Annotated in this window: 17 protein-coding genes; 9 read left to right on the top strand and 8 right to left on the bottom strand. The window is 53.7% G+C overall.

Features of this window, described 5'->3' with window-relative positions; genetic code table 11:
- Positions 1-8: 8 nt before the first annotated feature.
- Together G604_RS0107720 and G604_RS13865 are read right to left on the bottom strand one after the other, a co-directional pair.
- Positions 9-1,172 carry a starch-binding protein gene (locus G604_RS0107720; protein WP_028910069.1) on the bottom strand — a complete coding sequence of 388 codons (1,164 nt, stop codon included), beginning with the start codon at positions 1,170-1,172 and terminating at the stop codon, positions 9-11.
- Between the two features lie 102 nt (positions 1,173-1,274).
- On the bottom strand, positions 1,275-3,638 hold the full coding sequence (locus G604_RS13865; RefSeq protein WP_051220289.1) for an alpha-amylase family glycosyl hydrolase: 2,364 nt from the start codon (positions 3,636-3,638) through the stop codon (positions 1,275-1,277).
- Between the two features lie 386 nt (positions 3,639-4,024).
- On the opposite strand from G604_RS13865, the gene G604_RS0107710 reads away from it, so the two are divergent.
- Positions 4,025-6,793: a SusC/RagA family TonB-linked outer membrane protein gene (locus G604_RS0107710; RefSeq protein WP_036904920.1), complete on the top strand. Its 2,769-nt coding sequence runs from the start codon at positions 4,025-4,027 to the stop codon at positions 6,791-6,793.
- A gap of 58 nt (positions 6,794-6,851) precedes the next feature.
- Positions 6,852-8,471: a RagB/SusD family nutrient uptake outer membrane protein gene (locus G604_RS0107705; protein WP_028910067.1), complete on the top strand. Its 1,620-nt coding sequence runs from the start codon at positions 6,852-6,854 to the stop codon at positions 8,469-8,471.
- A gap of 33 nt (positions 8,472-8,504) precedes the next feature.
- Here the strand turns inward: G604_RS0107705 and G604_RS13860 are convergent, their stop codons facing one another.
- Positions 8,505-9,068, bottom strand: a complete 564-nt coding sequence (locus G604_RS13860; protein ID WP_036904918.1) for a sigma-70 family RNA polymerase sigma factor — start codon at positions 9,066-9,068, stop codon at positions 8,505-8,507.
- Positions 9,069-9,227: 159 nt separating this feature from the next.
- On the opposite strand from G604_RS13860, the gene G604_RS0107695 reads away from it, so the two are divergent.
- Together G604_RS0107695 and G604_RS0107690 are read left to right on the top strand one after the other, a co-directional pair.
- Positions 9,228-9,920 carry a hypothetical protein gene (locus G604_RS0107695; RefSeq protein WP_028910066.1) on the top strand — a complete coding sequence of 231 codons (693 nt, stop codon included), beginning with the start codon at positions 9,228-9,230 and terminating at the stop codon, positions 9,918-9,920.
- A 169-nt stretch (positions 9,921-10,089) separates the two neighbouring features.
- Positions 10,090-11,043: a hypothetical protein gene (locus G604_RS0107690; protein ID WP_028910065.1), complete on the top strand. Its 954-nt coding sequence runs from the start codon at positions 10,090-10,092 to the stop codon at positions 11,041-11,043.
- 2 nt (positions 11,044-11,045) lie between these two features.
- Here the strand turns inward: G604_RS0107690 and G604_RS0107685 are convergent, their stop codons facing one another.
- The 5 genes from G604_RS0107685 to G604_RS0107665 form a co-directional block, all read right to left on the bottom strand.
- Positions 11,046-11,561, bottom strand: a complete 516-nt coding sequence (locus G604_RS0107685; protein ID WP_028910064.1) for a histidine phosphatase family protein — start codon at positions 11,559-11,561, stop codon at positions 11,046-11,048.
- Positions 11,558-12,172 (bottom strand): HdeD family acid-resistance protein, encoded by a 615-nt coding sequence (locus G604_RS13855; RefSeq protein ID WP_051220287.1) that lies wholly within the window; start codon positions 12,170-12,172, stop codon positions 11,558-11,560. Before G604_RS13855 ends, G604_RS0107685 begins: the two co-directional genes overlap by 4 nt.
- 133 nt (positions 12,173-12,305) lie before the next feature.
- Positions 12,306-12,929: a uridine kinase gene (udk, locus tag G604_RS0107675; protein ID WP_036904916.1), complete on the bottom strand. Its 624-nt coding sequence runs from the start codon at positions 12,927-12,929 to the stop codon at positions 12,306-12,308.
- 34 nt (positions 12,930-12,963) lie between these two features.
- Positions 12,964-13,545, bottom strand: coding sequence for a uracil-DNA glycosylase family protein (locus G604_RS0107670; protein WP_028910062.1), 582 nt, complete (start codon positions 13,543-13,545; stop codon positions 12,964-12,966).
- The gene (locus G604_RS0107665; RefSeq protein WP_028910061.1) at positions 13,542-14,591 is read right to left on the bottom strand and encodes an endonuclease/exonuclease/phosphatase family protein; all 1,050 of its coding nucleotides are present in this window, start codon (positions 14,589-14,591) and stop codon (positions 13,542-13,544) included. Before G604_RS0107665 ends, G604_RS0107670 begins: the two co-directional genes overlap by 4 nt.
- Positions 14,592-14,738: 147 nt before the next feature.
- Here G604_RS0107665 and G604_RS0107660 point away from each other — a divergent pair, with 147 nt between their 5' ends.
- From G604_RS0107660 to G604_RS0107640, 5 genes are all read left to right on the top strand, one after another.
- Positions 14,739-17,294, top strand: coding sequence for a TonB-dependent receptor (locus tag G604_RS0107660; protein WP_028910060.1), 2,556 nt, complete (start codon positions 14,739-14,741; stop codon positions 17,292-17,294).
- A 19-nt stretch (positions 17,295-17,313) separates the two neighbouring features.
- Positions 17,314-18,156 carry a DUF5689 domain-containing protein gene (locus G604_RS0107655; RefSeq protein WP_028910059.1) on the top strand — a complete coding sequence of 281 codons (843 nt, stop codon included), beginning with the start codon at positions 17,314-17,316 and terminating at the stop codon, positions 18,154-18,156.
- 79 nt (positions 18,157-18,235) lie between these two features.
- Complete coding sequence (locus tag G604_RS14775) at positions 18,236-19,285, top strand: choice-of-anchor J domain-containing protein (protein WP_051220286.1); 1,050 nt, start codon at positions 18,236-18,238, stop codon at positions 19,283-19,285.
- A gap of 168 nt (positions 19,286-19,453) precedes the next feature.
- A complete protein-coding gene (locus G604_RS0107645; protein ID WP_196801103.1) occupies positions 19,454-20,518 on the top strand; it encodes an efflux RND transporter periplasmic adaptor subunit in 1,065 nt (354 codons plus the stop codon).
- 9 nt (positions 20,519-20,527) lie between these two features.
- Positions 20,528-23,638: an efflux RND transporter permease subunit gene (locus tag G604_RS0107640; RefSeq protein WP_028910056.1), complete on the top strand. Its 3,111-nt coding sequence runs from the start codon at positions 20,528-20,530 to the stop codon at positions 23,636-23,638.
- Positions 23,639-23,711: the final 73 nt, after the last annotated feature.

Below are 23,711 nucleotides of genomic sequence, written 5' to 3'. Positions count from 1 at the left end.
TTAATACTTTACTTCGTGATGACAACCTTCTTGCCGTTATGGACGTAGACGCCCGATTTCACAGGACGGTTCACACGAGTGCCGGCAATCGTATACCAAGTGCCTTCGGCAGTGACCGTCGTCGGGGTGACGGTATTGATGTTCGTAGTAGTTCCATCCTCAAAATAGGAGGTGGAGCCCATCTGACAAATGGTCTTACCCTCCATGGAGACACCACTCTTACCGTTGTTGACGACATAGGAAGCACTCTTGTAACCAGCGGGGACCTCAACGGTATACCAGCCCGTTTTACCATCATAGGTGATCGAGTTATCAAGTGTCATCTTCACGCCCGGCCACTCCTCATAGCCCGTGGTGCCCTTGTAGAGATAGCAGTAGACATTATCCCAGTTGCTGCTGTTGTAGAAGTAGACATATACCGGGGTCGTCGTCTCAGGCTCAATGGTTGTGGAATAGACACCGTCTACATAATAGCCGTGGTTCGTGAAGTCGATATCCTTGTCGACGAACTTCACACCGCCATGGGTGAAGATCACATTGGAAGGGATATCGGTAGACGTGCCCGTATAGGTCCACTTATAGATATTGTTACCGTTATCGGCCTTGCCGACGAGGGTCATTGCGCTGCCCGGCCATGCACCGGCATACTCCGTAACGGTGCTGCCGCTCTTCCATACGTAAGCATAGACATTGTCAGACTGAGAGGTCTCGAGGAAGCAGGAGATCTCACCCTCTACGACAGTAACGCCGGTGCTGCCGGAAGTGCTGCCGCCGTCACTGTTGCCACCATCAGTGTTGCCGCCATCGGAGGCAGAGCCGTCGGTATAGCTGACGGTAGTACCCGTAAGCCATACATTATCCTTACCGTTCAGATCGACACCGGGCTGGTTAGCACCAGGATACTGGTTGCCGTTACCATCGTTGACGATGAACTTACCGGCCTTGAAGTTGTCGGGGATGTCAAGCTTATACCATGTCTTGCCATTGACGGTGGTCTGCGTCATCGCCGTGCCGGGCCAGGAAGGATTTCCGGTGACACCGTCGGCATAATAGTAGCAGTAGACATTGCTCCAACTATTGGCATTGTCATAATAGACGGTGGTAGCCTTGATGCCGCTCACGCCACAGACGAGCATGATGAGCAGGAGGAAGAAAACGTTGATCTTTTTCATTTTGGTTTCTATTGGGAAAAATTGTTTATACTTTTTTATTGGTTGACCCTCTGTAGGGACATGATTTATCATGATCGGTCCCATTTTTTTGGGGGTGAGGCTTTACTGGTTTACGCCCTTTTCACTATAGGATGATTTTCCGGCGAGCGTTGTTGCGGCGGTGCCGTTGTTGAGGAAATATTTGGCATGGGCATACTGGGTAGGAACGACGACTGTCCACCAGCCCGTCTTTCCATGGAAGGATGCGGAGGCATCATAGGTCATCTGTACGCCCGGCCATGCCTTGTAAGCCTGCTTGCCGTCATAGAAGAAGCAGTAGACATTCTGCCAGTTATCGGGGTTATCGAAATAGACATACTGTTCTGTGGTCTGGTCATCTCCATCATCACCAGTATCACCACCGGTATCTACGGCACTCGTCTTGTCATACCAGAATGTGGCGCCGGTATCCGTAGCCAGTTCACTATTGTCTGCGCTGCCTGCCGTAGAGGTGTAGAGGAACGGACCATCCTCACCAATCTTTCCGGGACCGTCGAGGACATAGACGCGGGCATTTCCCTGGTTGTTCGGGCAGGACACCGTCAGTGTGCCGCTGGTCACCGTCTTCACATCACCCGTGACACAGTCCTTATAGGTTCCGTTGGGGATACCGGTGAACGTGGCGCCACCATCCATACAGACACAGGCGAAGGAGTTGATACTGCCACTCTGGTAGGCTTTCTTCCAAGCCCAGCCGCCATTGGCCGTACAGCCATCCTGCGTATACTGGCCCTTACGGAGGGCTGGGACGGCCTGACGGATACGGTTCAGCCGCTCGAGATGTTTGGCCAGCGGGTGGTTCAGTGTCTTGGCAACCTGGCCGTCAGCAGTGAACACGCCGAAGTCGGAAGCACTGACATTTCCCTCGAGGTTCTGACCGAAATAGGCACGGCCGGTCTGGCTCAGCGGTCCGTTGGGACCATTGTCGATCTTCTGACCTTTCTGGAACTCCACCTCGGAGCCGTAATAGATACAGGGGATGCCACGGAAGAGCCACATCCACGTGAGGTTGTCGGCCCACTGGTTCGTGCCGCCGGCAAAACGGATCCCGTCATTCGGCTGCGGACTATAGTCATGAGAGTCGACATAGGTGACATTCCAGGTGGCGTCATTATAGAGATTATCCTCCTTAATGATATTCATCACCGACCCGACATCATTGAAGTTGTAATGTACGGGGAAGTCGATGACATTGAAGCCACTGGCCTTACTATAGTCAGGCGTGTGGTAGGCACCGTTGACCATCAATGCGTTGTCGGAGGTCTGCTTGGTATTGGCTTCCTGCAGACAGAGCGTCATATTGCCCAGGGGAGCCGCACCCTCCTTGACATACTGGTTATCCCACCAGGAGGCATCATCATTCCACTGACCGAGGATGGAGGCGTCGGAAGCCCACGTATAATAATAAGGTGAAAGGTTAGGCTGATCGCGGTAGGTCACGCCACCAAAACGGGCACAGACCTCACCGTACATATAGAACGGAGCCTGGTTCAGACGCTTGCTCTTGTATTTCTCACCAAGGGCGGCAAACTTCGGAATGAACTCCTTGTTGAAAGACAGACGGGAGATATGACCGGAGGTATCGATACGGAAACCGTCGACACCCATGGCGATGAAACGGCCGTAGCAGTCGACGAGATACTGATCGACGGCGGGATTCTCCGTGTTCAGATCGACACAGTCACCGGCGATCTGTCCCCACCAGCGACTCGGCTCATCCCAGTTCCAGCCGTTTCCGACATGGTGCCAGTAGTTGTGGCTGTCGTGATTCTGTCCGTCAGTATTCTTCATCAGAGCCAGACGACGGTTGTACTGCGTTTTCTCATTGGCGAGATAGTCAGAAGGCAGGAGATCCGTCGGAATCATGCACTTGTTGATATCGGCCTGGTTACGGATATCAGTGGAACGCTTGAACTCCTTACAGAGTTTGTTCTCTCCGAAGTTACCCGTGTGGTTCAGCACGATATCAAGGATGATCTTGATACCTTTCTTGTGGGCGGCATTAATGAGTTCCTGAAACATCTCATCACCACTCTTCTTGCCATCACCACTCTGATAACGGCAGTCTACCTTGGAGAAGTCCATGGCATGATAGCCGTGATAGTCGTAGCCGGAAGCATTCTGTACGATAGGGGTGATCCAGATAGCGGTGAAGCCGAGGGCCTTGATGTAGTCAAGCTTGTCGATGACACCCTGGAAGTCACCACGCCACGCCGGGTCCTTCGTCTGGACCTGCGCCGTTTGGTTATCCCAACAGAGCACATTGTTCTTCTCATCACCATCATACCACCGTGTCGTGATCATAAAATAAATGCTCTCATCACGGAAATCAGTACGGTTAGAATTAAAGTCGCTGCCATTGTCAGCGCGAGTCACACCCAGGCCAGCCAAAAACAAGAGGCCAACCAGGAAGGTTCGTTTGTTCATAAGTGTAAAAAAATTGTTTAATCTAATTATTCTCTTTGCAAATATACGATGGAAATGATTTAGGAAACAACAGAAAACTTTGATTTTGTTAGAAATTAGCATGCAAACGATTTCACATTTTTCATGGATTCTTTACACGTCAAGGCATAAAAAAAGCGGTCTACCTTCACAGGCGCCCCGCTCCAAATCTTCTATAGGCATTAGTTGCTATAAGGTAAAAAGATTGTTTTCAGGATAACGATTGCAAAGGTAGGGAAAAGTTTTCATCTAAGCAAATAAAAACACAGATATTTTCCTCTTTCCTAAAAAAAATTCCATAAAGCACATCACTTTAATAAAAAAAACGTATCTTTGTCTCAGATTTCTAAAAAACCTATATTCACCTTATGACTGAACACTACACGATAACCCTTCTCCTCGCCGCCGTCTTCCCACTGACAGCGGCAGCACAGCAGACGGATCAAGAGAAACGGAGGCCCCTGCAACTGGAACAACTCGTAGACAGTATCCATGGCGGCTCCGTGGATATCGTCACCGGTGACCGCCTCAACCAAGGCCTCGTCACCAATGCCCTCGATGCCCTCAACGGTAAGGCCGCCGGCGTGACGATGTCCGTCTCCGGCGCCGACCGCATGGCGATGCTCAACAGTGTCCGTGTCCGTGGTACCACCTCTCTGACGGGCGGCAATGACCCGCTCGTCATCATCGACGGTGTCTATGCCGACGTGACGACGCTGAGCAGTATCTATCCCGGCGATATCGAGAGTTTCACCATCCTGAAGAATGCCGCCGAGACAGCGCCCTATGGTGCCCGTGGCGCCTCCGGTGTCATCCAGGTGACAACGAAGCGCGGCCACGGCGGGCGCTTTCAGATCTCCTACGACGGTACCATGGGTCTGGAGGGCGTGTATAAGAACCTCAAGATGCTCGACCGCAACGGCTACCTCTCCACGGCAAAGGCCCTCAGCGAGGATGTCGTCGACGGCGGCTACGATAACAACTTCGTAGACCTCATCACACGGACGGGAACGGTACAGAACCATCACGTCGCCTTCAGTGGCGGCGGGGACAACAGCGGCTACCGCGCCTCCCTGAGCATCATGGATCATGACATGGTGGTGAAGAACTACAGTCGTACGAACTTCATCGCAAAGGTCGACCTCAACCAGCGGGCCTTCGACGACGCCCTGAACATTGACCTCGGCGTCTTCGGCTCATCCCTGCGCAACAGCTCCTTCTTCGAATATCAGAAGATCTTCTATTCCGCCGCTACGATGAACCCCACACTGAGCTTCGACCGGCAGGGCTCGGGAGGATGGCAGCGTAATCAGAACGCCTCGCAGATCGGTAACCCCGATGCCTATCTCAACGAGAAGAACCACGACAAAAATCTCGGCTTCAACTCGCATATCAAATTCGACTTCGACCTCATGAAAGTCCTTGGACTGCATAAAGACAACCACCAGACTTTCGGTCTGAGTATCTTCGGATCCTACAGCTATGCCTCCACGGAGAACGACAAGTTCATGCCGACCTGGGTATGGGCCAAGGGAGAGGCACGGCGCGCGGAGACGAAGACGGAGAACTGGCTCGTCAACGGAACGCTGTCCTACAGCCAGCAGTGGAGCATCCACCAGCTGAAACTCATGGCCCTCTCCGAATACCAGCAGAACAACCTCCGGGGCTTTAACACCGGCACGCGCGGCTTCACGTCCAACGACTACGGTTATGACAACCTCGCCGCCGGCACACAGATCTACTGGGGCGACCAGGGAGCGCAGTACAGTGAGGAGCGTATGCTCTCCTTCCTCGGACAGGTGGAATATACCCTCCTCGACCGTTACACCCTCAACGCCAACATCCGCGCCGACGGCTCTACCCTCTTCGGTGAGAACCACCGCTGGGGCTGGTTCCCCTCCGTCTCGTTCAACTGGGATGTGATGAAGGAGTCCTTCATGCGCCACCAGCATATCTTCTCCCTGCTGAAGTTCCGTACGGGCTACGGTCTCTCGGGAAATACCGGTGGCATCAGTGCCTATAACGCCCTCACCCTCCTCGGCCCCGTGGGTATCGTACCATGGCAGGGAGCATCGACGACGGTGACGGGCCTGCAGAAGAATGTCAACCCTGACCTGAAATGGGAGACACGCGGCAACTTCAACATCGGTATCGATGCCGGCTTCCTCGACAACCGTCTCCTTCTCACGGCGGAATATTACTATTCCAAGACGTGGGACATGCTCTATATGTATGACGTCCCCGTGCCGCCGTTTACTTATAACAAGCTCCTGGCCAATATCGGTGAGATGAGCAATGAGGGTCTCGAACTCGGCATCGCCGTGACGCCCATCCGGAAGAAGGATATGGAGCTCGATATCAACATGAATATGAGCTTCCAACGCAACCGCGTCCTCTCCCTCTCGGGCAACTACAACGGCACACAGCTCTCGGCCAACGCCTACACGGCCCTCGGCGGCCTCAACGGTGCCGGACAGCATGGCGGCTACAACAATGTCGTCTACCAGATCGTCGGACAACCCCTCGGCGTTTTCTACCTCCCCCACTGCGAGGGACTAACGACAGATGTCAACGGTAACACGATGTATAATATCGTGGACCTGAACAACGACGGGAAGGTGGACCTCAGCGACGGCGGTGACCGCTATATCGCCGGACAGGCCACGCCAAAGATGACGCTCGGCTCAAATATCTCCTTCCGTTACAAGGACTGGGACATCTCCCTGCAGATGAACGGCGCCTTCGGACATAAAATCTTCAACGGCACCTATCTGAGTTATATGTGTATGACCTCCTTCCCCGACTATAACGTCCTTAAGGAGGCCCCGGCAAAGAACATCAAGGACCAGCGCGTCTCCGACTACTGGCTCGAGAAAGGTGACTACCTCAACTTCGACTACCTCACCATCGGATGGAACGTACCACTGAAGCATAACAGTGACGGCACGCCGCGTAACAAGATCATCTCCGCCCTCCGACTGGCCCTGAGCGTCAACAACCTCGCCACGATTACCTCCTACAGTGGACTGACGCCGATGATCAACTCTTATATCGCCAATGAGACCCTCGGCATCGACGACAAGCGCTGCTATCCCGTATACCGCTCCTACTCCTTGAGTGTCAGCATACAATTCTAAATCCATCAAGACGGCGTGGCCGCAACAGGACGACCACCGACCACAAAAATAACAACGTATGAAAAAGATATTCCTTCTCCTCTCCCTCGTCCTCGTCATGACCTCCTGTCTCAACGAGAATGACAAAGGTATGCTCTCTGAAGAGGAGACTTACAGTGATAAGAGCTCCCTGGAGAAAAATACCGTCGCCATCCTCTATAACTATATCGGCGGCAGCAGTGACAGCCAGGGACTGCAGGGCACGAAATATGGCGTCTACGACTTCAATACCTTCACTACCGACGAGGCCATCATCCCCATCCGTGGCGGTGACTGGTACGACGGCGGCTTCTGGCAAAACCTCTATCTCCATGCCTGGTCGGCCAATGATGATGAGCTCAACAACACATGGAACTACCTCTATAAGGTCGTCACCCTCTGCAACCGGTCGCTGCGGATCCTGAAGAACAACCGCGGGCTCCTCTCCGACAGTGAGTATGCCGCCGACCGCAGTGAGGTACGTGCCGTGCGCGCGATGTTCTATTTCTATATCCTCGATATGTTCGGCAATGTGCCCCTCGTCACCGAGGACTCCGTGGGCCTCGACAGCGTGAAGACCTCTCCGCGGCCGAAGGTCTACCGCTGGACCGTCAACGAACTGCAGGAGGCCCTCCCCTACCTCCCCAAGCAGCGCAGTAACCAGGCGGGCTACTACTACGGCCGTATGACAGCCCCCGTGGCCTGGTTTCTTCTGGCCAAGCTCGCTATCAACGCGGAGGTCTATGACGATGCCGACTGGACCGACAGCCAGCAGCCCGACGGCAAGAACATCTTCTTCACCGTCGACGGTCAGCGCCTTAACGCCTGGCAGACAACGATCGCCTATGCAGAGAAACTCAAACAGATGGGCTACAGCCTTGAGAGCGATGAGTCAACGGATTTCTCTACGACCAACGAAACATCAAAAGAGAATATCTTCACCATCCCCATGGACCCGCAACGTTATACGAACCGATTTCTGAACCTCTTCCGCTCACGCCACTATGCGCATGGCTCTGCCCTCGGCTTCGACGCCGAGAACGGCTCCTGTGCCACCGTCAGCTGCGTGAAGGCCTACGGCTACGGCACTGATGACGTCGACAGCCGCTTCGCCCTCAACTTCTATGCCGACACGGTGAAGGTCGACGGCAACACCGTCATGCTCTCCAACGGCAAGCCTCTCATCTACCAACCGCTGGAAGTGAAGGTGAACCTCACGGGCAGCGAGTACGAGAAGACAGCCGGTGCCCGTATGGCGAAATACGAGATCGACCGTAACGCCTATGATGATGGTAAACTTCAAAGTAATGATATCGTACTATTCCGGTATGCCGATGTCCTGCTTATGCGCGCCGAGGCGCTCCTGCGCAACGGCGATGTCACAAAAAGCACTGTTTATATGAATCTAATCCGGGAGCGGGCCGGCATGCCGGATCTTTCTACCGCCTCTCTCCCGAATATCCTCCGTGAGCGCCTCATGGAACTACAATGGGAGGGCTGGCGACGTAACGACCTTATCCGCTTCGGACGTTTCTGCTCAGCCTATGACCTACGCACGCCACTCACCGATGAGGAGAAGACCCACTACACCATTGTCTTCCCCATCCCCGAGAAAGCCCGCGAACTCAACAAACGGCTTGAGCAGAATCCTGGATATTAATATAGGGACATGATTCATCATGTCCCGCATCCCTTACAGCAAATCGACGATGGCCTTCACCTTCGCCAATCGGCGAAGGGCCTTCTTGCGGATCTGACGCACACGTTCCCGTTTCCAGCCATGGGCCTCGCCTATCTCCGCCATCGTGTGACGCTCACATCCCAGACCGTAGAACTCACGGATGACGGTCTGCTGACGGTCATTGAGCTGCGCAAGCATCTTTCCTACCTCCTGCTCATCAGCCTCGACGAAAATCCGCTCGTCGGGATGGGTGGCATGGGGATCGGCCATGACATGAAGCAGGTTGATGGTGTTACTGCTGCCAACGGGCAACGGCTCATCAACACTCAGCGGACTGCGCTCCTCAAAGACCTTCAGCGCCTTCTCAATACAATCCTTGATGAAAGGGGCCGCATAACTGACGAAACGACTGCCCTTGGAGGCGTCAAAACTCTGCGCCGCCCGAATCATACCAATATTCCCCTCACTGACAAGATCCTCGAGATCCATGCCGTGATGAAGATATTTCTTGGCCAATGAAACCACATATCCTTGATTTTCTTTGACCAACCCGTTGATGGTCCTCTGATCGTTCATAATGTTTCCTTTCTTTTATGGTCTACAAGGCAAAAGTAAACATTTTTCTCCGATTTCACAATTTTTCTTCTTATTTTTTTGTCATGTATTACTTTTTTTTGTATCTTTGCCCACAGAACTACAAACCAATACTATTGTATAACTAAAACAAAAAAAACTATGAGAAAATTCTTTACTCTTATCGCAGTTTCACTGCTCACGATCGGTGCTTACGCACAAGGTACTTTCGCTCTCACGGAAGGAGCCACTCCCGATCCTGCTACGCCCGTCACCTCCGTCAATGGCATCACGCTGACCTATCCCGATGAGGGAACATGGTTGGCCGCAGCCGCTTATGCCAACAAGGCGGATGCCGACTTCACGGCTTACACGAAAGGTAATGGCGTCAGTGGCGCATTCACAGAAGGTAGAGCTCCTACGGGATGCTACTATGAGTTCGCACCGACCGCCGATGGTACGCTGACTGTCGCGATCTGTGCCAACGCAGCAAAGCCCTTCTACGTCGTCGCTAAAAACAATGGTGCCTATACGGCCCTCGAGGACAGCAAACTGACGATTATGAGTGATGCCAGTACGACGGCGACCCTCGATGAAAACCACGCCCTGGCCGCCAAGATCTACGGTACCGTAGCCTTCGACGTCACAGCCGGTGAGACCTATGATGTGCTGATCACCGGTTCCAAGCTCGGTTTCTTCGGCTTTAAGTTCGCCACCTCTTCTTCCACGGCCATCAAGACCGTCGCTACGGCAGAGCAGGCTGCCAACACCGCAGTCTACAACCTCGCCGGTCAGCGCGTCAACAAGTCCTTCAAGGGCCTCGTCATCAGCAACGGCAAGAAATTCATCCGGTAGGGACTTGATTTATCATGTTCCGCACCTAGGGACGTGATTCAACATGTTCCGTAATTCTCGGAAAACAATACTTTAGGGATTTCCCCCAACAAGGTTAGGGGAAATCCTTTTTTTATGCACCTTAATAACCATATCTTTGCAGCAGAAAAAAGAATAAAAGTGTAAAGATATGAAAAAGTTGATATTATCCCTCGTAGCATTCTTCTGCCTCGCACTCTCCGCCAGTGCCATGGATTATGAGGATGCGCGCCAGCAGGCCCTCTTCCTGACGGACAAGATGGCGTATGAACTCAATCTGACGGATGATCAGTATGAGGCTGCTTACGAGATCAATCTCGACTACCTCATGAGTATCAACAACTATGATGATCTCTATGGACTCTACTGGCGGCAGCGGAACCGCGACCTGGAATATATCCTTGCCGCGACACAGTGGAACGCCTACCTCAACAGCCTTTATTTCTACCGTCCCCTCTACTGGGACGCCGGCTGCTGGCATTTCCGCATCTACGCCCGCTATCCCGTCCGCGACTACTACTTCTTCGGCGAGCCGTCCTTCTGCTTCGTTTACCGCGGCGGACACAGCTGGAGAATGAACGGCGGGCGCTCCTGGTACGCCGGACGCTCCTGGGGACCGCGCCCCGGTGAGAGAGGCCGTTATGTAGGTATGCGCGACGGTTTCAACCGCGGCGATTATGGTCGGGGGTGGAACGCCTCCAACCCGCAGAACAACCGTACCTTCGGCCAGCCCCGCACCTTCGGAAATTCCCGCACCTTCGGTGGTCCGAGCAGCACACGGACAACGGTAAACCGAAACTTCAACAATAACACGAATGTCAATCCGGGGTCCAATAGTAACCGATCTTTTGGCAACCGTACCTACAACAACAGTAACGGCCGCCCCTTCGGAAGCAACCGCAGCACAGTACCAAACCGCGTCTTCACACCCTCTGAAAGCAACCGCAGCGGCTCTTTCGGCGGTCACTCAAATTCCTTCAGCGGCAACCGATCCTACAGTGCTCCGAGTCGCTCTTTCGGCAGTGGAAATAACGGTGGCAGTTCCTTCGGCGGCGGCCATAGCGGCAACTTCAGCGGTGGCGGCTCCTTCGGTGGTCATCGGTAACCCTAAAGGATGAGCACGCGGACCTCCGCGTTTCCCATCTTCGGTATCTCATTCATAGGCTTGTTGAAATAGACACTCTGAATGGCCTTGTTCACAATACCGTGACCGACGGCAAGGACCGTCTGATCAGGATAGGTAACTTTCAGCCATGTCAGAAAGTTACGGGCACGACTCTTGATATGTTCAAGGGTCTCCACATCATCAGGCCATTTTGCATGCTCCAGATCCGGGATATATTTTCCCGTAAACGAACCCCAGTCCCGCTCACGCAGGAGTGGGGTTTGCTGTATCTCATCGGCCTTGCCATGAGGTGCGGCAATGATGCGACAGGTATCGTACGACCGTTTCAGATCACTCGACACAAAGGCGTCGATCTTTTCGTGGAGGAGTTTATCGCGGGTCTCCTCGGCCTGACGGATACCATTCTCATTCAACTGGCCCTGCTCCTGTCCCTGCAGGATCTTCGCAGCATTATCTACCGTCTCTCCATGACGGACCAAGAAAAGTTTTACACTCATGCCTGCCCTCCTTCTGTTGTCTGCTGTGAAATATTCCCGGAGTTCTGCTTCGTTCGCCACATCTTAAAACTGTTCACGCACTCCACGATACCGTAGAGGAGCATACACCAGCCGACAATGAGCAACGGCGCCGAGGCGACAGCACCGGGACGGAGGATACAGAGGATACCGACAAGGAGGATCAGTACGGGCATGATCCAATAGTATACGCCAATCTTCGCGTAGCTACGGGCAGCAACGAGATTCGACAGTTGGTTGACGGCACCAAGGATGAGGATGGCGGCAAGGATATACACCAGGCCGTTGATGAACGCCGTCGGCATCAGGGCGAGGATACCGCCGAGGATGGCGGAGCCGAGTCCGACGATGGGGAAGTTCGGCTTGATGCCCGTCAGCTGTTTGCCATTGGTATCATAGACGATGGCATCCGTCTTCTCCGACCGTTTCAGATTGACATAATAGGTGATCAGGGAGATCACGCCGGAAATAAAGAAGAGGATACCGATGGCCATCGTGATCCACGTCACCATCGACTCCTTATACTCGATGAGCAGGATGCCGACGATGATCGCCACCAGTGCCCGGAAAATATGACTTTGTATGACTTTCATTTTCTGTTATATTTGATTCTATTGCAGGGGCCGTCCCTTGTGGCGGCCCGATGCCGGAACGGCATTCATAATTCCTTATATTCGGCGTACCGCCGACGGGCCGCCACAAGGGACGGCCCCTGCAAGAGGATGTTTATTTCTCGCCCAATAATCCTTCAATATATTTGCAGAGGATTGATATTCCTTTCTCGTTCTCACCGCCCTGTGGAATGATAAGGTCGGCATAACGCTTCGTGGGCTCGATGAACTGCTCATGCATGGGCTTGAGGACCTTCAGATAACGGTCCACGACCATACTCACCGTACGGCCGCGGTCGATGGTGTCCCGTTGGATATTACGGATCAACCGCTCATCACTGTCACAGTCAACGAATATTTTCAGATCCATCATATCGCGCAACCGCTTGTTGATAAGTGTCATGATACCTTCGATGATGATCACCGGCTTCGGGTCCACATGAATCGTCTCCGGCAAACGGTTACTGAGGATATAAGAATAGGTGGGCTGTTCGATGGCATGACCATGGCGCAGCTCGTTGACCTGTTTGATGAGCAACTTCCAGTCGAAAGCATCCGGATGATCGAAGTTGATGGCCTTTCGCTCCTCATCGGTGAGACCCGTGGTGTCATTATAATAGTTGTCAAGGGGTACGACAGCAACGTAGTCGGGGGGCAGCGCCTCCACAATCTTCTTCACCACCGTCGTCTTTCCGGAGCCTGTGCCTCCGGCAATGCCAATAATCGTAATCTTATCCATAATTTTCTGTCTTTTTGTAGTGTGCCTACAGCGCTTATAGTATCTCCTCAAACATCCGCTTATAATATTCCGCCTTCTTCTCCACCTTCAGCGGATAAGCCCGCGAACTGCTCGGCATGCGGTACAGCCGCAGCTCACGGCCCTCAAAGGTGAACGGCACATGATCGCCCATCTTCATCCCTTTCGTCGAGATGCCGTAATGCTCCGTGAACACCGTCGTGGCCAACTGGCCGGCAGCGAGGACGCCACGCAACTCCGGCAGGGAGCGGAGCATCCCGTCAAGGTCCGCCCGTTCCACGATGTCGAGGTCCTTATCGGCAGCCGTCCCCGTAGGACGGCGGATGCGCAGGGCCGTATCGAAGATGGCGATATGCCGGGCCTTCAGCATCGCCTGGATGCGCGGAAGATCGAAGGTCTTCTGCTCCTGGAGCACAAACTCATCCTTGTTACCGTAGAAGCACAGGCCCATGATGCGCCACATGTCATTCTGGAAATTGGGATAATACCACTCCATACACCAGCGCTTCGGAGCCGGCGGGAAGGTACCGAGCATCAACAACCGCGCGTCCTTCGGCAGCCACGGCTCAAAGGGATGGGTCTCTATCTCCTCACTCATTTCATCTGTTTTAATAAATACACGACCACGGGATAATGGTCACTGTATCCGTTGAGCCATACTCCGGCGGCAGTAGTACGCTTCGGCGTGCCCTTATACGGCCCTTCCTGCTGCGTGAGGTAGTCACGGTGGAAAATCTGATGCTTATAATATTTCAACGTACTGTAATCTTTCTTCCCGTCCTTATTCAACAGCGCCGGGGAGAGAAGGATCTGATCGAAGAGGTTCCAACTGCCACGGTAGCTCAGCGTGCCTTTGCCCTGTTTGGCAAGGGTGTTATACCACGGGTTATACATATCATCGGGACCGACCTCACTGATCTCCGCCTTTCCGCCGAGATACTTATGCATGCTTGCGTTCGTTGGATCGTCATTCATATCCCCCATCACGAAGATCTTCAGATCGGGATGGACAGTCAGCAGGCTGTCCTTGATGACCTTCACCTGACGGGCACCACTCTCACGGTAGAACGGTGCGGAGGCACGACTCGGCAGATGACAGACGATGACGGCCACGGGATCACCGGCCAGCGTACCTTCGATGGTCAGGAAGCCACGGGTCTTGAAGGCGCTGTCCTTCGCCAACTCCTGGACATAAGGATGGAGGACACTCTTCGTCGGCGTGAAGAAACGGGGATTATACAACAGGGCACAGTCGATGCCACGGCGGTCGGCGCCCTCGATATGGATGAACTGCATGTTACGCGCCTTCAGCGGTTCCTGGGCCACGAGGTCACGGAGGACATGATCGTTCTCCACCTCCGCCAGACCGATAAAGGAGCAGCCGATGCCCGGCAGCACGTCAGTCCCCATGTCAGCCAGGGCGCGCGACATGTTCTTAAGCTTGTTGCTGTACTTCAGGCCATCCCATTTATACGACCCGCCGGGCAGGAAGTCATAGTCGTTCTTCCCCGCGTCATGACAGGTGTCGAAGAGATTCTCCTGGTTGTAAAAACCTACGGCATAACAGCCGTATTTCTGCTGAGCTCTGACGGTGCCCGTAAGCCACAGAAGCAGCAGCACCGTCATCAATAAATACTTTTTCATCGTGTTCTGTTTATTTTTACTGCAAATATCGGAATTTTTTCGGAAACAACTGCATCTTTCTTGAAAATTTATTGAGAAAAATTTCCAATATCAAAAAAAAATTTGTTCCTTTGCAAATAAGAATTAATAACTCAAACTAACACATGTATGCATAACAAAGCGAAAATTACACTGATGGCACTTTGTTATAGTCCTCTCGTCCTGGCGCAGACGCCAAAGACTGAACAGACGATAGCCGGACAGATGGACGACAATGCCTTCACCTTCACTGAGGCACAGTTGGGCGAGGATGATGACATGAGTCAGAATGTCACCATCGTCAACTCCAACAATAACATCTATGCCTCTGAGGTGGGCTACCTCTTCTCGCCCACCCGGTTCCGCTACCGCGCCTTCAACCAGAAGTACAACGAGGTGTTTATCAACGGCGCCCCGCAGAACGACATGGAGTCGGGACAGTTCCGCTTCTCCACTGTCGGAGGACTGAACCGCTACACGCGCAGTGTCGACTACGCCCTCCCCTTTGAGAGCAATGCCTTCGCTGTTCCTGCTATGGCCGGCAGTAACAACTACGACTTCCGCGCCGGAAGCATGGGCGCCGGCAACTACCTCTCCCTCGGTGCCGCCAACCGTAACTACACCCTTCGTGGCATGTACACCTATGCCTCCGGCTTCAACGCCAAAGGCTGGGCCTTCGCCGGCGGCCTCACCTACCGCTGGGCCAACCGCGGATATGTCGAGGGGACATTCTACAACGCCCTCTCCTATTTCCTCGGCGTGCAGAAGAAATGGAACAACGGCCACTCCCTGAGCTTCACTACATGGGGCAATCCTACGGAACGCTCCTCACAGGGTGCTGCCACCGACGAGACCTACTGGCTCGCCAATGATTATTACTACAATCCTTACTGGGGCTATCAGAATGGCAAGAAGCGCAACAGCCGCGTCGTCAACGACTTCTCGCCCTCTGCCATCCTCACCTGGGACTGGGACATCAGCGACAAGCTGAAACTCACCACCTCCGCCTTCGGAAAGTACGGCATGTACAAGAGTACGAAACTCAACTACAGCAATGCTGAGAACCCGCAGCCGGACTACTGGAAGAACCTGCCAAGCAGCTATTTCAATGTCTGGGGCAGTGATGTGCGCAATACCGACTTCGCCCTCTCGGAGTGGCAGCGCTCGGTCAACTGGTGGCAGGCCTCGAAGCAGAACCGACAGATCAACTGGGACGCTCTCTATGCTGCCAACCGCGCCAACAACAGCAGTACGGGCTCGGAGATCAACAGCCGCGACGCCCTCTACTACGTACAGGCCAAGCATAACAACGCCCTCGTCTTCAGCCTCGCCTCGACACTGAAGGCACAGCTCAGCGCCAAGCAGACCCTCGTCGGCGGCCTCATCCTCGGACAGAACCGCGGACGCCACTATCAGACGATGGAGGATCTTCTCGGTGCCGCCACCTATCATAATATCAACACGTATGCCCTTGGTACCTATGGCATTGGCGACGACCGCGTACAGTACGATCTCAACAACCGCAACGGTGTCGTCGGTGAGGGTGACAAGTTCGGCTACGACTACCAGATCGAGGTGCGCAAGGGTACCCTCTGGGCCAACTATACCGAGGATTTCGGAAACGTCCACTATTTCCTCGCTGGTAAACTCAACTACGACGACATGCGCCGTAAAGGTTATATGCGCAACGGTATGTTCGCCGACAACAGCTACGGCCACAGCGGTCTGGCGAAGTTCCTCACGGGTGGTATGAAGTTCGGTGCCAACATCGACCTCGGCCACGGACAGGTATTCACCCTCGGCGTTGGCTATGAGCATCGCGCACCTGATGCCTCTACGGCTTTCGTATCCCCGGAGATGAACAACGATTTCGTCGGCAACCTCCAAAGCGAGCGTATCTTCTCCTCGGAACTCGGCTACCAGTATCAGAACTCCTGGATCCATGCCAATGTCAACGCATACTACAGCAATACGAACCACGGCACAGAATGGCAGAACTTCTATTTCGACGATGTCAACTCCTTCACCTACGTGTCCATGACGGGCATTAAGAAGAGTTACTACGGCGTAGAGGCCGGCATGAACGTGAAACTCACCAGCTTCCTCGACTTCAAGGCCCTCGGGACAATCTCCGACGCTAAATACACGAACAACGCCGATGTCGTCTATATGAGTTCCACGAAGGCTACCTATACCCGTGAGACAGTATATAATAAAGGTATGCGCGAGAGCGGTACACCGCTGACAGCGACAAGTCTCGGACTGAGCTTCCATCAGGGCGGCTGGTTCATTGACCTCAACGCCAACTGGTACGACCGTATCTATCTCTCCTACTCCCCCTGTCTGCGCTACGGCAGTTCAATGACGACGGCAGGTCTCGTCGACAACAGTGGCAACTACGAGGTCCCCGACCAGGCCAAAGGCCACGGCGGCTGGATGATCGACGGCAGCATCGGCAAGAGTATCCGTCTGAAGCACGGCCAGCTGAACTTCAACCTCATGGTCACGAATATCCTCAACAACCAGCATATCGTCACCGGTGGCTATGAGCAGAGCCGCAGCTCCTATACCGTCAACTCAGAAGGACAGTTGAACAACACCCGTGTATATAACTTCCAGAAAAATCCAAAGAAATACTATGCCTTCGGCACCAACGGGATGTTCCAGGTTTCCTATCGCTTCTAACAATTAAAATCTCAAGAAAATGAAGAAATTATCAACTATCCTCTTCGCCCTGACGATGGTCCTCTTCGCCTCCTGTATGGATAAGGACTGGGATGATCCCAACACGACGCCCGCTACAGCCGATATCCAGGAGACGAATGTGGTGAACATCCAGGACCTGAAGGATCAATATAAATCGGTGATCCAGGGCAGCTCCTATACCCTCATCACGCAGGACGTACAGATCAAAGGCATCGTCACGGGCAACGACCAGGGCGGAAATATCTATCAGAAATTCGCTATCCAGGATGCCAGCGGCGCTATCCTCATCAATGTCGCCAAAGGTGGCCTCTATGGTGAGATTCCCGTGGGCCAGGAAGTACTCATCAACCTCAAGGGCCTCTATATCGGTGGCTACGGCGCTCAGGCGCAGATCGGCGGTGAGTACGCCAACGCCAAGACCGGCGCTTTGGGCATCGGCAGCATGGACCGCTATCAGTGGGCCGCCTGCCATAAGAATATCGGCAGCCCCGACGCCTCCAAGGCCGAGAGCCTCATGACGACCTTCGATGTCAGCAAGGCTTCTGACGCCGACTATATCTGGCAGAACGAGGGCAAGCTGATGAAGGTGGAGAATGTCACCTATACCAATGGCGACGGCAAGACGACGATTGCCCCGGAGAGCGAGAAGGATGCCGGCAACAGTGTCAACCGCGCCTTCAAGGGCATCAGCTCCAGCAAGCTCGTCCTGCGCACGAGCACCTACGCGAAGTTCGCCGCTGATCTCGTCCCCCAGGGCACGACGAGCGCCACGGGCATCTTCACCGTCTACCGCTCCACCTGGCAGATCCTCGCCCGCACACGCGACGACATCATCAAATAATCAGCCTCCTCATTATCAATATAATGTCAATTGCGAGCTATAGAAATCTATCGCGCGCTATAAAAAAACGAAACGAAATATGAAAAAGTTATTCTATACCCTGATGGTTCTGGCCATGACGGCCCTGACCTTCACCAGTTGTGATGACGTACCTATGCCGTACGACCAGCCGAATACGAACCCCAATACGCCGACGGCCGGCAACGCCCTCCCCTACAGTGACACGAACCTGAAAGACTGGACCGTCGTCACGAAGGCCGGTACGCCCTGGAGCCTCGGAAACTCCTATGCCAAGGCTACGGGCTATGAGAGTTCCTCCAAGACGACGACAGCCACGGAGACCTGGCTCGTCTCTCCGAAGATCAACCTGACGACATCGGAGAATGCCGCCTACATCTCCTTCGACAACGTTATCCGTTATGTCAAGAACGCCACGGATATCAACAACCACGAACTGTATATCAGCACCGACTCCACCAACTGGACGAAACTCGACTATAAGCCCGTCGAGAGTGCTACGCAGGACTGGACGTTCTATGCCGCCAGCCCCATCCAGATCCCTGCTGAGTTCATCAACAAGGAGGTCTATATCGCCTTCAAGTTCACCTGTGGCTCTGACAACTCCACAACATGGGAGCTTCAGAACTTCACCATCACCCCGGGAACAGCCAGCACCACGCCGGATACGCCGACGTCCAGCGCCGTTTCTATCGATGGTACCACAGTGACGCTCAACTCCTCCGCTACGGCCGGAACAGAGACGGCTACCATCGATTTCAATGAGCAAGGCTTGAAGAATGGTGCCGCAGTAACTACCTTCACGCTCTCCGATGGTACGAAGGTCACCTTTGATGCCAATGGTCAGAAGAATGGACCAAAGTTCTATACGGCATCCAAGGGTGTCCGTGTCTATCTGAACAACACCATCACCTTCGAAGGCGTCAAGAACATCGCCAAGATTGTCTTGACTTGCGATAAATACAACGGCACCGAATATGTCGGCAATGCTGCCGCAACAGTGACCTTCAACGGCAAGCAGGCCGTCTATACCAACAGTGATCCCAGTATCACCAGTGGTGGCGGCGTCCAGCTCCGCGTTCAGACCATCACTATCTACTACGCGAAGTAATCCCCTCTCTTAGCTCGCAATAGATCCTATAGCTCTCTATAGATCTATTGCGAGCCTATAGAAATCTATTGCGAGCTAATCTTTCCCCGTTAATCTCTCTTAATTCCTCCTCTTCCTCGGGAAAAATGCTTATTTTTGCAAAAAACAAAGACTTAAAGGAAGATGAAGATGACATTCAGCAGATTGGGACTACTGAGCCTTCTGCTATTCCTCACCGCTTGTGGAGGCGCGAAAAAGGAAGAACAACAAGAGGCCGTACGCGTAAAAGTGATGACCGTTGGCGCCGAACAGGTCAACGGTGAACAAGGCTACTCCGGCACTGTGGAAGAAGAGAGCGGCAGCTCCCTGAGCTTCGCCACCGCCGGTACCATCCGCACTCTCCTCGTCGACGAGGGCTCCACCGTCAGTAAAGGTCAACTGTTGGCGACGCTCGACGGCAGTAACCAGAACAGTCTGCAAAATTCCAATGCCGCAGTGACGGCGCAGGCCCATGCCGCCTATCTCCAAGCCTTAGATACCTATAAACGTTCCCAGAAACTTCATGCCGGTGGTGTCATCAGCGATGCCAAATGGGTCGCTGCCCAGACAGCCCTCGCCGCAGCCCGTGAGGCTTGGCACTCTGCTGCCGCCCTCGAACAAATCTCGGCAAAGGACAGCCGTGACACCCGTCTCGTCGCCCCCTTCTCCGGTTATATCTCCCGTCGCTCTGCCGATGAGGGTCAGAATGTCGTAGCCGGAGAGATGGTTGTCAAACTCGTACATATCGACCGTGTGAAAGTCAATATCAGTGTTCCGGAGGATGAAATTTCAAAGATCCGTCAAGGAGAGACGATGATGATCAGCTGTGAGGCCCTCGGCAATGCCGTCTATTACGGCAAGGTCATTGAGCGCGGCGTCAGCGCCGATCCGCTGAGCCGTACCTATGACGTGAAGCTCCTTGTCAATAATCCCGGCCATCATCTCCTGCCGGGCATGATCTGTAATGTCTTCACCCGATTTCAACGTGGTCAGACAAGTGTCTTCGTCCCCGCCACCGTTATCCAGCTTAACCCCGACAACCGCATGTTTGTATGGGTCGTCAACAACGGACGCGCTACGAAACGCTATATCAATTATGTCGGTGACACTTCCCAGGGTGTCCGTGTCAACGGCGGCCTCATGGCCGGCGACCAATTGATTGTCGACGGTCAGCAAAAAGTCAGCGAGGGAACCCGTTGTGAGATCATCAAATAGGAGGCTGTGATGAGAAAGAAAAAGAAAAGTTTTCAGGAGATCTGCCTGTACTACCGTCAGCTCGTCATCCTCCTCGTCTGTATCCTTGTATGCCTCGGTATCTGGGGCCTTGTGAATATCAACAAGAATGAGTTCCCCGACTATACCGTCCGTGAGGGTCTCGTCGCCGCCGTCTATCCCGGTGCCACCTCTAAAGAAGTAGAGGAAGAGGTGACGAAACCACTGGAGAACTATATCTTCACCTATAAAGAGGTATCAAAGGAAAAGACCGTCTCCTACTCCCGTGACGGTATGGCTATCATCATGGTTGAGCTCAACGAGAACCTTGAGAATAAGGATGAGTTCTGGTCGAAATTCAAACATGGTGTACAGGACTTCAAAGCCACCTCTCTCCCCCAGGGTGTCCTTGCCGTGAAAGTCCAGGATGATTTCGGCGATGTCAGTTCGGAACTGATCTCCATGGAGAGTAAGGACAAGACCTATCATGAACTCTACAATTATATGTGTGCCCTTCGTGACTCCCTGCGCCTCATCCCGAGTGTAGGAAAGATGAGTATGGTAGGTATGAACCAGGAGCAGATCTCCGTCTATGTCAACACCGAGAGACTCGCCCACTATGGCGTGAATATCTTCAATATCGCGCAGAAGCTCGCCGGAAAAGGCTTTACGACGACGGGCGGACGACTGAAGACACCGGAGTTTAAGAGTCCCGTCTATGTAGACCATAACCTCAACAGTATCTATGATATTGAGAATACCATCGTATACAGTGATCCCAAAGGACATATCGTCAGACTGAAAGATGTCGCGACGGTGAAGCTCGAGTTCCCCGAACTCACACAGTATGTCACCGTCAACGGCACGAAGGCCCTCCTTCTCTCCGTGAGCAACAAGGAGGGGATGGATGTCTCGAAGATGGGCTCTGCCGTCAACAAGAAACTCGATCATGTCAAGGCTGAGCTGCCGGCAGATGTGAAGGTCAGCAAGATTACGGACCAGAAACAGGTCGTCGACGACTCCATCGTCGACTTTCTCCGTGAGCTCCTCATCGCCATCGTCACCGTCCTCCTCGTCGTCGTCCTCATCATGCCACGACAGGTCGCCATGGTCGCCGCAGCAACGATGCCCGTGACGATCTTCATCTCCCTCGGCCTGTTCTATATCTTCGACCTCGAACTGAACACGGTGACGCTGGCTGCCCTCATCATGACCCTCGGTATGATTGTCGACGACTCCATCGTCATCATCGACGGCTATGTCAACGACCTTGCGGCGGGGATGACGCGCTGGAACAGTGCCGTGGAAGCGACGAAACACTTCCTGAAGAGTATTTTCTCCGCTACCCTCTGCATCTCCATCACCTTCTTCCCCTTCCTCGTGACGATGACGGGTGTCATGCATGACTTCCTGAAGATGTTCCCATGGGCCATCACCATCGTCCTATTCGTGAGTATGATCATTGCCCAGACGCTCCTGCCGATCCTGATGTACTTCTGTATCCGTAAGCCGATCGAGACGGGCGTGACCCGCAACGGCAAGAAAGCCTTCAACCTCCTCGACATCATGCAGAAGACCTATGATAAGGCCATCGACTGGTGCTTCCGTCATCAGAAGATCACCATCAGCATCGGCCTTGCCGGCGTTCTTGTAGGTATTCTCGTCTTCACCCGTCTGCCGCAGAAACTCATGCCGATTGCCCAGCGTGACCAGTTCGCCGTGGAGATCTTCATGCCTACGGGCTCCACCGTAGAGCATACCAATGAGGTCGCCGACTCCCTGGAGCACATGATGCGCCGTGATCCCCGTGTCATCTCCGTGGCCTCGTTCCACGGCATGTCGTCACCACGTTTCCAGACGACCTACGCGCCACAGATCCCGGGCGAAAACTTCTGCCAGTTCATCGTCAACACGAAGAGCATCGATGCGACGGAGGATCTCGTGAAGGAATACAAGAAGAAATACACGAACTATTTCCCCGAAGGCATTGTGAAGATCAAGCACCTCTCTTATAGTAAAGAGGAGAACCCCATTGAGGTACGGATCACCGGCTCGAGCCTGGAAGATATCAACACTGCCGCACGGACTATCGAGGACACGCTGCGCCGTACAAAGGGCCTCGAGCTCGTTCGTACCGACTTCCGCGAGCCGCTGGCCACGACGCGCGTCCATGTCAACGAGGATGCCGCCAGCCGTCTCGGCCTGACGAATCTCGACGTGGAGATGGTCCTCGGCATGCGTTATAGTGACGGCATCCCCGTGAGTACAGCCTGGGATGGTGACTATGGCGTGAAAACGGTGCTGAAGACTGACAAGAGCAACAGTGCCAACCTCAATGACTTCCTCGATGAGCAGATCCCGGTATGGGGAGGCATGAAGAACGTGCCATTGCGGGAGATCGCCCGTGTGGACAACAAGATGGAATACGGACAGATCGTGCACCGCAACGGCCTGCGCACCATCTCCGTCATCAGTGAGGTCGACGACGGTGTCAATGTTGAACAGAAGACGAGTGACATCATGAAGATCGTCAAGAGCCTCAAACTCCCGGAAAATATCCATATCTCCTACGGCGGACAGTATGAGACGGACAACGAACAGATCCCGAATATCATCCATGCCCTCCTCATCTCCATCGCGATCATCTTCTTCGTCCTCATCTGGCATTTCCGCGATGTCCGTGAGTCGCTGATCATGCTCGCCAGTCTGAGCCTGTGCATCTGTGGTGCCGCCTTCGGCATCCTCCTCTCGGGCATCGACGTCAGTCTGACGTGTATCCTCGGCTTCGTATCCCTCATGGGTGTCCTCGTACGCAACGGTATCATCCTCTTCGACTACGCCCAGGAGCTCTATACCGCCGGACTGAGTCTGAAGGACAGCATTCTCGTGGCTGCCAAACGGCGTATGCGCCCGATCTTCCTCACCTCAGCCTGCGCCTCCACGGGTGTCATCCCGATGCTCCTCGGTGGCAGCAGTCTGTGGATGCCGATGGCTGCCGTCGTCTTCTGGGGTACGATCATCACGATGTTCTTCATCCTCATTGTTATGCCCGTGGCCTACTGGCTGTTCATGCAGGATCCTGCCAAGCGCCTTGCCCAACAAGTAGAGATGATGAGCAGATAATGCAAGGTGCCGCCCTTGTTGACGGCCCGTTCTTTTTTCATCCTATTGTCTTCGCTCTGACACGATTTAGAAA

Source organism: Prevotella sp. AGR2160 (genome assembly GCF_000424185.1).
Taxonomy (GTDB): Bacteria; Bacteroidota; Bacteroidia; order Bacteroidales; family Bacteroidaceae; genus Prevotella.
Note: the sequence above shows the minus strand (reverse complement) of the source record. Positions and strands in the feature narration are given on the sequence as shown.